The organism is Rhizobium sp. TH2, from assembly GCF_024707525.1.
Lineage (GTDB): Bacteria > Pseudomonadota > Alphaproteobacteria > Rhizobiales > Rhizobiaceae > Rhizobium_E.
The window spans coordinates 4,674,634-4,688,511 of sequence record NZ_CP062231.1; the positions used below are offsets into that span (position 1 = coordinate 4,674,634).

13 protein-coding genes are annotated in these 13,878 nt (G+C 61.2%); 3 read left to right on the forward strand and 10 right to left on the reverse strand.

Annotation, left to right across the window (positions count from 1 at the left end):
- Nucleotide 1 precedes the first annotated feature (1 nt).
- Together IHQ71_RS22875 and IHQ71_RS22880 are read right to left on the reverse strand one after the other, a co-directional pair.
- Entirely contained in the window at nt 2-421 is a 420-nt protein-coding gene (locus IHQ71_RS22875; RefSeq protein ID WP_258158716.1) for a thioesterase family protein, read from the reverse strand.
- Between the two features lie 93 nt (nt 422-514).
- A complete protein-coding gene (locus IHQ71_RS22880) occupies nt 515-1,345 on the reverse strand; it encodes an alpha/beta hydrolase (protein ID WP_258158717.1) in 831 nt (276 codons plus the stop codon).
- Between the two features lie 231 nt (nt 1,346-1,576).
- On the opposite strand from IHQ71_RS22880, the gene IHQ71_RS22885 reads away from it, so the two are divergent.
- Entirely contained in the window at nt 1,577-3,202 is a 1,626-nt protein-coding gene (locus IHQ71_RS22885) for an AMP-binding protein (RefSeq protein ID WP_258158718.1), read from the forward strand.
- A 35-nt stretch (nt 3,203-3,237) separates the two neighbouring features.
- Nucleotides 3,238-4,035: a tryptophan 2,3-dioxygenase gene (gene kynA / locus IHQ71_RS22890; protein ID WP_258162924.1), complete on the forward strand. Its 798-nt coding sequence runs from the start codon at nt 3,238-3,240 to the stop codon at nt 4,033-4,035.
- A 10-nt stretch (nt 4,036-4,045) separates the two neighbouring features.
- Here kynA and kynU read toward each other — a convergent pair whose 3' ends face one another.
- The 7 genes from kynU to IHQ71_RS22925 all read right to left on the reverse strand — a co-directional run bounded on the left by kynU (nt 4,046) and on the right by IHQ71_RS22925 (nt 11,624).
- Nucleotides 4,046-5,293, reverse strand: coding sequence for a kynureninase (gene kynU, locus IHQ71_RS22895; RefSeq protein ID WP_258158719.1), 1,248 nt, complete (start codon nt 5,291-5,293; stop codon nt 4,046-4,048).
- 152 nt (nt 5,294-5,445) lie between these two features.
- A complete protein-coding gene (locus IHQ71_RS22900) occupies nt 5,446-6,120 on the reverse strand; it encodes an amino acid ABC transporter permease (RefSeq protein ID WP_258158720.1) in 675 nt (224 codons plus the stop codon).
- A gap of 198 nt (nt 6,121-6,318) precedes the next feature.
- Complete coding sequence (locus IHQ71_RS22905; protein ID WP_258158721.1) at nt 6,319-7,116, reverse strand: ABC transporter substrate-binding protein; 798 nt, start codon at nt 7,114-7,116, stop codon at nt 6,319-6,321.
- A 73-nt stretch (nt 7,117-7,189) separates the two neighbouring features.
- Nucleotides 7,190-8,398, reverse strand: a complete 1,209-nt coding sequence (locus IHQ71_RS22910; RefSeq protein WP_258158722.1) for a pyridoxal phosphate-dependent aminotransferase — start codon at nt 8,396-8,398, stop codon at nt 7,190-7,192.
- A 3-nt stretch (nt 8,399-8,401) separates the two neighbouring features.
- Nucleotides 8,402-9,703, reverse strand: coding sequence for a cysteine desulfurase-like protein (locus IHQ71_RS22915; protein ID WP_258158723.1), 1,302 nt, complete (start codon nt 9,701-9,703; stop codon nt 8,402-8,404).
- Between the two features lie 107 nt (nt 9,704-9,810).
- The gene (locus IHQ71_RS22920) at nt 9,811-10,494 is read right to left on the reverse strand and encodes a GntR family transcriptional regulator (protein ID WP_258162925.1); all 684 of its coding nucleotides are present in this window, start codon (nt 10,492-10,494) and stop codon (nt 9,811-9,813) included.
- 44 nt (nt 10,495-10,538) lie between these two features.
- A complete protein-coding gene (locus tag IHQ71_RS22925) occupies nt 10,539-11,624 on the reverse strand; it encodes an LLM class flavin-dependent oxidoreductase (protein WP_258158724.1) in 1,086 nt (361 codons plus the stop codon).
- Nucleotides 11,625-11,754: 130 nt separating this feature from the next.
- Between IHQ71_RS22925 and IHQ71_RS22930 the strand changes: the two genes are divergently transcribed.
- On the forward strand, nt 11,755-12,519 hold the full coding sequence (locus tag IHQ71_RS22930) for an HpcH/HpaI aldolase/citrate lyase family protein (protein ID WP_258158725.1): 765 nt from the start codon (nt 11,755-11,757) through the stop codon (nt 12,517-12,519).
- Nucleotides 12,520-12,779: 260 nt separating this feature from the next.
- Here IHQ71_RS22930 and IHQ71_RS22935 read toward each other — a convergent pair whose 3' ends face one another.
- On the reverse strand, nt 12,780-13,715 hold the full coding sequence (locus IHQ71_RS22935) for a hypothetical protein (protein ID WP_258158726.1): 936 nt from the start codon (nt 13,713-13,715) through the stop codon (nt 12,780-12,782).
- Nucleotides 13,716-13,878 lie beyond the last annotated feature (163 nt).

Consider the following 13,878-nt stretch of genomic DNA (forward strand, 5'->3'; position numbering starts at 1 on the left):
GTTACGCCGGCACGGCCAGGAAGCTTTCAAGCTTCGCCTTGACGGGATCGGGCCAGGCCATCGAGGTGTGTTCGTCGAGCCGGCTCGCCGCCAGGACTTGATGGCCCGACCAGCGTTGCTGCTCGCCGCAGCGCACGATGTGCTCGATCGTCATCGACGAACGCCCGACGCGCGTGACCGTGAGTTCGAACGTCAGCCTCTCGCCAAAAAACGATGGCTTTGAAAAGTCGCATGTGAGGTGGACGGTGGGTGTGCCCCAGCGTTCCTTCCAGATGATCTCGTGCCAGGGATAGCCCATCCAGGTCCAGAATTCCTCGATGACGCCATTGAGGAGATTGAGATAGGAAGGATAATAAGCGGTCCCCGAAATGTCGCAGTCGCCGAAATTGAGCATGCGGTCGGTCGAAAAGCAGGCGGGCATCGTGTGCTGATCCTGACGTGTTTGAAGCGATAGCAGCAACTAACATATCTAGCGGGTGCGAGTCATCGCCTTCCACGACGCTTCGAGCAGCATTCACGCGCCCAACAGCGTTTGCGTCAACGGATGACCCGGGTCGGCAAGGCCATCAATGACATTGAAATGGTGCCGGTCAGGCTCGACCACCGCGCTGGTCGTCGCGCCCAGACCGGTCCAGATGTTGGCGAGAAGCGCGTTCTGGCGCAGGAATTCAGCACGCTCGCTCCCGCCGGCCCAGCAGGTGATACGGGCGCCATCCATCGGCCTGAGCAATGCCGGGCTTTCGGCCAGCGCCTCGGCCTCGTCGATGCGGAGCGTTTCCTTCATGCCTGTGTTCATCAGCGGCCTCAGGTCATGGATCCCGGAAATCGACACGACATTGCGGACGCGCGCCGAGACGGCGGGGGCGAGTGGCGCGGTCTGGGACACCATCCGGCTGACCAGATGACCGCCGGCGGAGTGCCCGGTCAACATGACAGGCCCTTCGACCAGTTCGGCAGCCTTGCCGATAGCAGCACCGACCTCGCCGACGATTTCACCGATCCGGACATCCGGGCAGAGTGTGTAGGACGGCATCGCCACGGCATAGCCATGCTCCACCGCTCCGCCCGCAAGATGGGACCAGTAGCTGTTGTCGAGCGCCATCCAGTAGCCGCCATGGACGAAGACCACGAGGCCCCTCGGCGTGCCTTCAGGCATGAAAAGGTCGAGCTGGTTGCGAGGCCGAGGACCATAGACGATGCCGAACTTCGCCCGGCCGAGCCCTGCAAGCCTGTCGCGGAACCCCTTGGCAGGCGCCACCCAGGCATCCGGCCAGCGATCGCCGCCCGCAATGTTGTCACTGTTGGTGTAGGCGTCATCCCAGTTGATGATTTTGCGCGGCAGCATCCGACATCCTCCCCGATGGCCTGACTAATTGTTCCCAGCAAAGCCCATCCGTAGCACCCGCGTCAATGCATCTGCGGCAAGAAACTTTATGCTTGAAATAATTTTGGGCTGGTGCGATGCTTGAGCCTACCAGCGATGGGAGGTCTCGCTGGTACGGGATGGCAATTGCATCTGCTCTTGCAGTCCTGAGCTTAGATCGGCCGGCCCGCAAACATCCAGGAAACGCTAGACATGCTTGGACCGTCAGCACATACAGACACGTTCACGCGCGACAACCTGCCGCCGCCGGACCAGTGGCCGGATTTCCTGCTGGACGGTTTCGACTATCCCGACCGCATCAATGCCGGCGTCGAACTGACGGACAGGCTGGTCGAGAAGGGCTTTGGCGATCACACCGCGCTGATCGGCAATGGCCGGCGCCGCACCTACAAGGAACTGTCGGACTGGACCAACCGGCTGGCACATGCGCTCGTCGAGACCTATGGCGTCAAGCCGGGCAGCAGGGTGCTCATCCGCTCCGCCAACAATCCGGCCATGGTCGCCTGCTGGCTTGCCGCCACCAAAGCCGGAGCGGTGGTCGTTAACACCATGCCCATGCTGCGGGCGGGCGAACTCAAGAAGATCGTCGATAAGGCGGAAATCTCGCTCGCACTCTGCGATACCCGGCTGATGGACGAAATGGTCGCCTGCGCCAAGGACAGCGCCTTCCTCGAGAAGGTCGTCGGTTTCGATGGCACCGCCAACCACGACGCCGAACTCGACCGTATCGCGCTCGACAAGCCGGTGACGTTCGCGGCAATTCAAACCAGCCAAGATGATGTTGCGTTGTTGGGCTTCACGTCGGGTACGACGGGTGTGCCCAAGGCGACAATGCATTTCCACCGCGATCTTCTGCTTATCGCCGACACCTACGCCAAAGACGTTTTGCATGTGACCCCTGACGACGTGTTCGTCGGATCGCCGCCGCTCGCCTTCACTTTCGGCCTGGGTGGCCTCGCCATCTTCCCGTTGCGCTTTGGCGCCACCGCGACGCTCCTCGAAGAGGCGACGCCACCGAACATGATCCACATCATCGAGATCTATAAGGCGACGATTTCCTTCACCTCGCCGACCGCCTACCGAGCCATGATGAAGGCGATGGATGCCGGCGCCGACCTCTCGTCGCTGCGCGTCGCGGTGTCGGCCGGGGAAACCCTGCCCGGTCCGGTGTTCGAGGAATGGACGGCCAAGACGGGCAAACCGATCCTCGATGGCATCGGGGCGACCGAGATGCTGCACATTTTCATCTCCAACCGCTTCGAGGATTTGCGGCCGTCATCCACTGGCAAGCCCGTCGGCGGTTATGAGGCGCGCATTGTCGATGACGAGATGAACGAGGTGCCGCGCGGAACCGTCGGCAAGCTGGCGGTGCGCGGGCCCACCGGATGCCGCTACATGTCGGATATCAGGCAGAAGGAATATGTTTGCGACGGCTGGAACCTGACCGGCGACGCCTTCTACCAGGATGAGGCTGGCTTCTTCCACTTCGCGGCGCGCTCAGACGACATGATCGTCAGTTCCGGCTACAATATCGCCGGCCCGGAGGTCGAGGCGGCGCTGCTGTCGCATCCCGATGTGGCCGAATGCGCGGTGATCGGCGCGGAAGACGTCGATCGCGGCCAGATCGTCGAGGCGCATGTCGTGCTTGTGCCATCCGCAGCGCCCGATGCGGCAACGATCAAGCGCCTGCAGGACCACGTGAAGGCCACGATCGCGCCTTACAAGTATCCCCGCTCGGTGAAATTCATCGATGCGCTGCCCAAGACCCAGACCGGCAAGATCCAGCGGTTCCGGCTCCGCGCGGAGAAGATCAATTGAGCAAGCCATATGATCCCGCGACCGAGGGTGCGCAGATGTCGTTCGCGGACCGCATGTCCTACAGCGACTACCTGCATCTCGACGAGGTGCTGAATGCGCAGTCGCCACTATCGACGGCGCATGACGAACTGCTGTTCATCATCCAGCACCAGACATCGGAACTCTGGATGAAGCTTGCGATCCATGAAGTTTCGGCCGCGATCCGCTCGATCCGCGACGACAAGCTGGAGCCGAGCTTCAAGATGCTGGCCCGCGTCGCCCGCATTTTTGAGCAGCTCAACAATGCCTGGGACGTGCTGCGGACGATGACCCCCAGCGAATACACCCAGTTCCGAGAATCGCTCGGCCAGTCCTCAGGCTTCCAGTCGTGGCAATATCGGGCCGTGGAATATTTGGCGGGAAATCGCAACCTCGCAATGCTGCGCCCGCACGCCCACCGCCCGGAATTTTCCGAGAAGCTGGAGGCAATACTCGCCATGCCCTCGCTCTACGACGAGGCGATCCTGCTGCTGTCCCGCCAGGGCTTCGATGTCGGTGCCGACGCGCAACGCACGGAGTGGCGCGAGAACCGTATCGAGAGCGAAGAGGTGCTCACCGCCTGGCAGACAGTCTATCAGGACCCCGAGCGCCATTGGATGCTTTACGAACTGGCCGAGAAGCTGGTCGATTTCGAGGATTATTTCCGCCGCTGGCGCTTCAATCACGTCACGACGGTCGAGCGCATCATCGGCCTGAAGCGCGGCACCGGCGGAACCTCGGGCGCATCCTACCTGCGGAAAATGCTGGACGTTGAACTGTTTCCGGAACTCTGGCGCGTTCGCACTAGGCTCTGAGAATAGGCGATCAAGTCACCGCGGATCGCACCGCGAAGCGTGCTTCCTTCCATGCGCCGGTGCGCAATATGTCCTCCAGAACCTCTACCGCCCGCCAGACATCCCCAAAGCTCGTATAGAGCGGCGTGAAGCCGAAGCGGATGGTCGCCGGTGCACGGAAATCGCCGATCACGCCGCGCTCGATCAGCGCCTGCATTATGGGATATGCGTGGTCATGCTCGAACGACACCTGGCTGCCACGGCGGCTGGCGTCGCGTGGGCTTTCCAGCGTGAGGCCAAGACCCTCGCACCGCGACTCGACCAGCTTGATGAAGAGATCGGTCAGCGAGATGCTTTTGGCACGCAGCGCATCGAGATCGACCTCGGCCCAGATGTCGAGTGCGCCCTTGAGCGCACGCAGCGAGAGGATCGGCTGCGTTCCGCATTGGAATCGACGGATGCCGGCGCTGGCATCGAAACTCTGCTCGAAGGCGAAGGGCCGGGCATGGGCCCACCAGCCGCTCAATGGCTGGCGCGCTTCAGTGAGATGCCTGGTGGCGACATAGATGAAGGCCGGGGCGCCCGGGCCACCATTGAGATACTTGTACGTGCAGCCGATGGCGAAGTCGGCGTTGGATCCGTCGAGATCGACCGGCAGCGCGCCAGCTGTGTGGCAGAGATCCCAGACGATCAGCGCCCCGGCCTCATGCGCCTTCCGGGTCAGCGTCGCCATGTCGCGGAGTTCGCCGGATTTGTAATTGACGTGGTTGACGAGGATCACCGCGACCTTGTCATCGATAAGGTCCTCGATCTCAGGAGCATCGACTCCCTCCAGGCGAAGCGTGGTGCCCGGACGGGTCGAGGCAACGCCCTCGGCCATATAGAGATCGGTCGGGAAACTGCCGCCTTCGGCGACGATGACAGAACGATCCGGGCGCAGGCCCAAGGCCGCATGCAGGCCCTTGTAAATATTGATCGACGTCGTGTCCGCCACCACGGTTTGACCGGGTGCCGCACCGATCAGCCGGCCGATGCGGTCGCCCAACTCGAGCGGCATCTCGAACCAGCCATCCTTGTTCCAGGCGCGGATAAGATCCTGGCCCCATTCCTCCCGCGCGGCCTTGTCGATCTCGTCGTAGGCGGCTTTGGACGCGGCACCGAGCGAATTGCCATCGAGATAGATTACGCCCTCGGGCAGGATGAAGCGGTCGCGCATGCCGCGCAGCGGGTCGCTTGCATCCATCGCCTCGACGGCTGCGAGATCGGGAATGACTGTCATGAAGGCGTCCTCAATTATTCCAGGATTGTTTCGTGCGGAGCAGAAGCCGCCGCTTAACGGGCATTTTCGGACTTAAGGTACGTGAGCACCGGAAGCGCAGAAAATCGCGATTTGCAGACCGGCATCAGCTGAATGGCGATCGGTCCCTCCGCTCAACGGGCATTTTCGGACTTGTAACGCTTCTCAAGCATGCTCACCAGCCGGACCATCGGCCAGAGGAAGATGATGTAGACCAGCGCGGCACCTATCAGCGGCGATGGATTTGCATAGAGCGCCTGGGCGTTGGTGGCTTCCTTCAGCAGTTCCGGCAGCGCCACCGTCGAGGCCAACGACGTGTCCTTGAACATCGATACGCAGTTGCTGGTGGTTGGCGGAATGACGATCCGGATCGCTTGCGGCATGATGACCTTGCGCAGCGTCAGGAGAAACGGCAGGCCGAGCGCCGCCGCCGCCTCGAACTGGCCCTTCGGCACGCCTTCGATGCCCGACCGGAAGACCTCGGCGGAATAGGCCGCCATGACGATCGAGAATGCCATGACGGCCGACGCCCATGACGAGAGCCGGATGCCGAGGAACGGCAGCGCGTAATAGATGAGAATGAGCATCACCAGCACCGGCATGGCGCGCATGATGTCGATGTAGCCGATCATCAGCAAACGTATCGGCTTTGGCGCGTAAAGCCTGATAATGCCGACAAACATGCCGGCGGGAACGCCGATCACGATGCTCATGACGCCGAGCAGCAGCGTGTTCCAGAACCCTCTCAGCAGCGCGGGCAGGGCAGACCACAGCACCTCATAATTGAAGAACGTATCGATCAACGACATGGCCGGGCCTCGGTATGGCTGGAGAACTCACCGAGCTTAGGGGCAGATGAGCGGAATTGGAAATGGGGCATTTGGCGGATGCGCCTCAGTGCACTGAAATCTGCTTCAGGACCGCGGCCATCGCGTGGCATCCCGGCCGTTCCCGCTTGTGTGCGGGGACGGCCGAAAGCCTTATTCTTGTAACGACCTGACCCCGGATCAGGGCTTCGGGATCGGCATTTCGGTGACGGTCGAGGAACCGGCCGGTGCGTCGCTGCCGAACCACTTCTTGTGGATCGCGGCCAGCGTGCCGTCCTTCTTCATCGAGCCGATGGCATCGGAAAGCGCCTGCAGCTTCGGATGGTCCTTGGTCATCATCAGGCCGTACTGTTCGCCGGTCTTGATGCGTTCCTTGACCTTGAAGCCCTTCATCTTGGTGAAGAGGAATTCCATGCCCGGAATGTCGCTGACCACGCCATCGACGCGGCCTGCGCCGAGATCGAGCATCACGTTCTGCTGGGAATCATAGCCCTTGATCTCGGCAAATCCGTATTCCTTCTGATGTTCCTGGGCCCACTTTTCACCTGTGGAACCGGAGAGAACACCGACGATCTTGCCCTTCAGGTCGGCCAGGCCGTTCAGCGGGCTGTCTTCCTTGATGGCGACACCCATGTCGGAGTCGTAGTAGGGCTGAGTGAACGACTGCGAACCGAGGCGCTCCGGCGTGATGGTGATCGAGGAGATCGCCACGTCGATGCGGCCCGAGGTCGTGCCGGCGAACAGCGCCTGGAAGCCATAATCGGCGATTTCGGTTGTCATGCCGGCGCGCTTGGCGGCTTCGTTGACGATATCGACTTCGAAGCCTTCGAAGGTACCGCTCGCGTTCTTGAATTCGAACGGCGGGTTGTTGGGGTAGGATCCGACTTGAAGCACATCGGCGGCAAGCGCGCCGAAGGCGGTGCAGGACAGGCCGAGTGCGGCTGTCACGGCGAGTAGGTGGCGACGGGTAAGGCTCATTCTTATTCTCCCTCTGGTTTTAACTACCGGGTCCCTTCCCGGCAGGTATTGCCGTTCCGCGTGGGCGGACACGTCATTTCAAGGCGTCGACCATGCGGTCGAGCGCCGTGGCGATCTGGGCGATGTCACGGCACACACACATGCGCAGAAACGCGCCCGATGATGCGCCGAACAGGTGACCGGGCGCCAGCCCGACCCGCGATTTCTCCAAAATCATGGTGCAGGCGTCGCGCGCATCCGGTTGGCCCTCGAGCGCGAAGAAGGCATACATGCCGCCGCGCGGCTTCTCGGGCAGGATGATGCCGGGAATTTCGGCAAGCCTGTCATAGGTGAGGTCGAGGCCGGCCTTGATGCGGCCAACAATCTCGGCGACCAGCGGCTCGCCATCGCGGAGCGCCACAGCGCCAGCCGCCTGGACAATGCCCGGCGTGCCGCTATTGGCATATTGCGTCATCGCGGCGAGTTGGTCCGCGACGCCCGAGGGATGCGTCAGCCAGCCGATCCGCCAGCCGGTCATCGCCCAGGCCTTGGAAAAGCTGTTGACCGCCAGCACACGGTCGCCGTCCTCGGCGATTTGTAGAATCGACGGCGCCGCCACGCCGTCGAAATACAGCCTGTTATAGACCTCATCCGAAATGATCCAGATGCCAGTCCGTCGGCTGAAATCGAGAAGCGCCTGCATCTCCTCCCGGCTCGCGGTCCAACCCGTCGGGTTGGAGGGCGTGGAGAGAAAGATGGCGCGGGTCCGCGCGTCGCAGGCGGCAAACAGTTTGTCGAGATCCAGCCGCCAGTCGGTATCGAAACCGAGCGGCACGGGTCGAGGCTCGCCACCGACCAGATGGATGGCGTTGTGGATGTTGGGCCATTGCGGCGCGACATAGACGACATTGGTGCCGACATCGACCAGCAGGCTGAGCGCCAGATAGAGGGCCTGCATGCCGCCGGGCGCGATCGTCGAGCGCTCCACCGGGATCGAACGGCCATGAATGCCGCTTTGATAGGTCGCAAGCGCTTCGATCAGCGGGCCGTAGCCGCGCATATTGGGAATATAGAAGGTCAAGCCATCGTCGATCGCCGCCTTTGCCGCATCACGGATGAAAGCCGGGGTTACGATGTCGCCTTCGCCGAACCAGAGCGGTATGACATCGCCGAGTTCACGCGCGCGGGCAGCAAGGACGGCAATGTTCTCCGTGCGCAGGTCGCGGACCTGGGCGCGAATGCCGTCGAACGCGTAGCGTTTCCGCATCGCTTCTGTCGAGATGTCTGATGGCAACAGTGACATCGGTCAGGCACTCCTCGCCAGCTTGGGCGAGCCCTTCGCCGCCGCGATGATATCGCCAAGCACGGTGTCGAAACGGGCGATCTCCTCGACCTTGTTGTAATGCACCAGCGACACGCGCAGAGCGCCCGACTCCATCGACAGGCCCAGCCGCTTCATCAGGCGCGGCGCGAACATATGGCCGTCACGCACGCCGATCCGCGCCTTGCCCATTTCAGCGGCGATGTGCTGCGGCGTCACACCGGGAACGTTGAAGCAGATGGTGGGCACGCGGCCGGCAAGCTTGGCCTCGTCCGAAATGCCATAGATATCGGCGCCGTGCCGCTTGAGCACACGGATCATCTCGCGCGACAGGACCAGTTCGTATTCGCGGATGGCGCCCATGGCGGCGGCAAGCGCCTCGCGGCGGCTGTGCCCGCTACCGGCCAGGAAGCGCCGGCCGATGTCTTCGAGATAGTGCACGGCCGCGTTCATGCCCGCGACGTTTTCATAGGTGAACGTGCCGACCTCGATCTTGTAGGGCGGAACGTCGGGAATGAAGTCTTCCTTGAAAGTCGGGAGCTTAACGAGCGCATCATAGCGGCCCCAGAGGAACCCCATATGCGGCGAGAAATTCTTGTAGCCTGAGCAAACGAGGTAGTCGCAATCCCATGCCTGCACGTCGATCAGCCCGTGCGGACCGAAGTGGACGGAATCGAGGAACACTTCGGCGCCGGCCGCGTGGGCAAGGCGACCGACGGTCTTGACATCGACGATGGTGCCAATCGAATGGGCGGTGACCGTAACCGCCACCAGGCGCGTGCGCTCGTTAAGCAGCGGCTCGAGATCGACCGTGTGCAGCGTGCCGTCCTCGCGCATTTTCCACCAGACGATCTTGGCACCATCGGCTTCGAGCGCCATCCAGGTGGCGATGTTGGCGTCATGGTCCATGTCGGTGATGATGATCTCGTTGCGCTCGCCCAGCAGCTTGGCGATGCCGAGGCTCACCAGCCGGATGAACGAGGTCGCATTGAGCCCGAAGGAGATTTCCTCCGGACGATAGGCATTGACGAGGAGAGCCACGCTTTCGCGCGCCGCTTCGAGATTGCGGTCGACGCCCTGGCTGTGCTCGTACTTCGCCATGCGCTGGACGTTGTTGTCGATCAGGTGGTTGGCGACGGCATCGACCACCGACTGCGGCACCTGCGATCCACCGGCATTTTCGAGAAAGATGAAACCGTTGGCCTTGCGCAGCGCGGGAAACAGCGCGCGCAACTCATCGACCGGAAATCCGTTGCCGCCCGCACTCGTCCGCTCAGTCCCCGACATATCCGCTCCCTCAAATCTCGCCGGCCCGTCTTCTGGCGTCGGTCATTCAGCCCTTGTCGGGCAAGTTTGATTATTTGATCACAAGATATTTTAAAGTTCAACTATTTTTAGCATAATCCCTGCAACAGCTTTTGCGTCGCCTCGATATCATCAACCATCAGGGCGCCCGCACGCTTCCCATCGCCGGCACGAAAGGCGTCGATCAACTCGTGGTGATAGGTCGAATAGGGGTGGATAATGCCTTGATCGAGCTGCCGGGCGACCAGATCCGAGAGAAGCCGCATGTAGGGGCCAAACCGCAGCCAGAGCGTAGCGATCAATTGCGGCAAGGTCTCCGAGCCCGAGAGCTCATAGATGGCGAAATGGAATTCGTGGTTCTTGCGCAGCATGTCATGCACCTTGCCGGTATGGCCCAGCGCCTCGTGCTCGATGGCCAACTGCCTGCAGCGCTCGATGTCATCCGGGCTCATGCGCGCTGTCGCGAGTTCGGTGGCCAGCCCTTCCAGCGTCGCGCGCACGAGGCAGAGATCGTCCAGCCGTTCACGTGAGACCGCCGGAACGCGTGCGGAGCCGTTATGGGCAATCTCAAGCCCGTTCTCGGCGGCCAGTCTTCTAAGTGCCTCACGTACCGGCATGTGGCTGGTGCCGAACTCCGCTGCCAGCGACGAGATGGTCGTCACCTGCGAAGGCTCGAACAGGCCCCACATCAGCGCATGGCGCAACTGCTCGTAGACGCCGTCCTGCAGCGTCACCCGCGAAGAGACTTTTGTCAGTCCCGTTTCGGTCAATATGGTCGTTCTCCCCGATTTGTCATTGCATCTGTCCTTCTATCGCTTCACTGGCGCAGTCCGGCCTCGCGCAGCAACGGCAGCACCCGGCCGCAGAAGAACGGCAGTTCCTGCGTGTAATTGACGAAGGACAGCGCGATGCCGGCATAGCCCTTCGCTGATATGGCGGCCATGTCCTCGACGATCTTTTCCGGGGTACCGACGAGCGGATAGCTGCCCGCGCCGCCGGCAAAGCGCTTGCGATAACGCTCATAGGCGTCCGCATCATGCGACTGCGAAAATTCCTTCTTGCCTGCCATGTGGATGTCGACGGCCGCATGGTCGGCCATCTCGACGGCATAGCGCTCGTAATAGTCATTCGCCTCGGCCTGCGTCTCGCGGCAAACCACATGGCACACAGTGTAGACCCCGACATTGCGGCCGGCCTTTTCGGCGCGCGTGCGGATATCCTCGACATGGCTTCCGGCGGCATCGATATCGGTGAAGGTGGTGAACAGGTAGTCGCAATGGGCAGCGGCGAAATCGCGGCCCGGCCCGCCGAAGGCCGCGTTCATCGTCACCGGTCGCGGCGTCTGGACGCTTGCCGGCCGACTGACGACGTCCTTCAGCTTGTAATAGCTGCCGTCGAAATCGAAGGGATTGTCGGACGCATAAGCCTTCTCGATGATCTCGATCCATTCGGCGGCCTGGTCGTAGCCCTTCTCGACCAAGGGCGTGCCGAACATCGCAAATTCCTTCGGGTTCCAGCCGCAGACGATGTTGAGCCCGGCCCTGCCGCCGCTGACATGATCGACCGTCGCCAGTGCCTTGGCGGCATAGAGCGGGTGGACCAGCGGCACGTGCACGGTCATGAAAAGACCGATTTGCTTGGTCGCGGCGGCCAGTGCGGCCGCCCACGTGAAGGTCTCGAACGACCATTCACGCACATGGTTCTTGCCGCCGAAGCCGGCCCAGCGGGCGATCGGCAGGAAGAATTCCAGCCCGGCACGGTCGGCAATCTGCGCGGCGGTGAGGTTGTCGTCCCAGCCGGCTTTCCAGCGTTCGGGAACATCGGTGATGGCCAGTCCGCCATCCGCATTGGCCGAGAAGACGCCGAGTTTCAGCCGGTTCGCCCCCTTGAGCGGATGTGTCATCGTGCCTCCCTTACCATGCATGCTACACGGTTTTTCCGTGTTTGATCATTTGAGCACGATATTGGTATTGCACCGACAGGATATTTCAAGCTTAAATTTATCTGGGCGGCGCAAGACAGTGGAGGAATGAATGCAGGATTTTCGAGGCAGATCTATCGGTGGCGAGGTCGCGGTCGGCACGTTCGCAGCCATTCCGCATCCCGTGGCGATTGAAGTGACGGCAGCCGCCGGCGTCGATTTCATCTGCATCGATTGGGAGCATGCGCAGATCAGCCGCGAGCGCATCGAGGATCTGGTACGCGCCGCCGACGTGCACAGCGTGCCGGCGATGGTGCGGGTACCGGGGCATGCACCAGAGTCCATTGCTGCTGCTCTCGATGCCGGGGCTGCCGGCGTGCTGGTGCCGCGCGTCTCCACCGCCGAGCAGGCGCGGGCAGCGGTTCAGGCCACGCGCTATCCGCCGGTGGGAGCACGCGGCGTCGGGCCTGGCCGGGCGGCCGCCTACGGCTATCGCATTCCGGATTATCTGGCGTCGGCAAACGAAAAGCTGCTGCTGGCAATCCAGGTCGAAACCGCCGAGGGGCTTGCCAATATCGACGCGATTGCGGCCGTCGACGGCGTCGATGTGATCTTCATCGGCCCCGGCGATCTCTCCGTGTCGATCGATGCGATGGGACCTGCTGGCGCCAAGAAGCTGAACGTGGCCATCGAGACGATTGCAAAAGCTGCTGTCCGCGCTGGCCGAACGTCGGGCATCTTCAGGCCATCACCCGACGATATCGGAATCTGGATGCAATCCGGCATCCGTTTCTTCATCCTCGCCAGCGATACGATGTTCCTCGGTGCCAGCGTCGCCGCCGGCATGGAGGCAGCCCAAAGGAACGCACGAGATTGATTTGGCGTGCGAGCCTTCGCTCGGCGCACTGTTCAAGACATTCGGCGGCTCTGGGAAAAACGCGGCAAGTTCACATATTTTTACGCGTATAGAGCCCAATCGGTACGATGCTTGTATAGCTGGCAGTCTCGCCACGCCCGGTGATCGAGCGGATTCGCCGCCGATCGCCTCGTCCGCATGGCGGCAAGGCGGGCGCCGCATCATAGGCAAATTGTGCCAGAGGCCAAGAGAAACGGGGTAGTTGCAGACAACGCCAGTTGCTAGGCTTTGACTGCAAAATGGATATGATCCGTGTGCTGGGCGAGCGTTGCGGCATCGTAGTTGTGCTTGGCGCCTTGATCATAGTTCCATTTGTTGGCGTCGGTCTCCTTCGCCACAGTCGCGTCGAAAATGATCTCGTCAATCTCGAGCGCGACTACCTTTGTATCTGTCGCGAAAGTCGGCAACAAAGTCTTTGCGATATCTTCGTTGCCAATATCCGCCGCTCGGCCTGAGCCGTGATGACCTTCGCTGCGTACGATCGAACTGATGCGGATATTGGACGTTTTCGAGAGCTCAAGCACAAGCTTTTGAAGCTTGGCGGTCGCTGTCGTTCCGTCTGCGGTACCAAGCAGTTCGCCCTTTAATTGCGCCTCTTTTCCAGGATCAAAAATAATCTTGCCAGCCGAAATCTGCGCCTCCAGATCGGTCGTTACAGATGTGATCCCAAATTCTCGCTGGGCGGCACGAACCGATCGGTCACTCGGCTGTATGCCGAAATATGCGTAAGCGGCGGAAACCGCGAGTCCCAACCAAGTCGATCCGATGGTGGAAAGGACTTCGCTTGCACCTGAGTAAATCATGACACCGACAATGAGCGCACCCAGGCCGGTGAGCATCCAGGCAAACAAATAGACGATGACAACTATATTGGTTCGAGATTCGGCTGTCGTTGTAGTGGGCTCAAAGTTTCCAACGCGGACCTGTCCACCTGGGTCGGACGCGCCTAATGTTGCGATTATCAGCGCGGAGACCAAACCGCCTACGGTTGCCGTGATATACGTAAGGCCAGGCCCGAAAATCACACTGCAGCCAGTGGCTACACCACTGCAAGTCCCGACAACCGTACTGAGCATGTATATGGTCGAGCCAGAATACAGAAACAGCAATAGAACCGCTAAGATTCCCCCAAAAACAACACTGAACGTCTTGTCCATGAAATCCTCCCTGCCTTGATGAAGAAGGTTAAAGGGACAATGAGGGATTGTAAAGCGCAATATGAATTGTTACTATCTTGAATTCTACTCGTATGAGCTGCCTTGACAACTCAATATGCTGGAGAAAGGCAGAAGCGCAGCACACCATGCGTTGGCGAAGCCC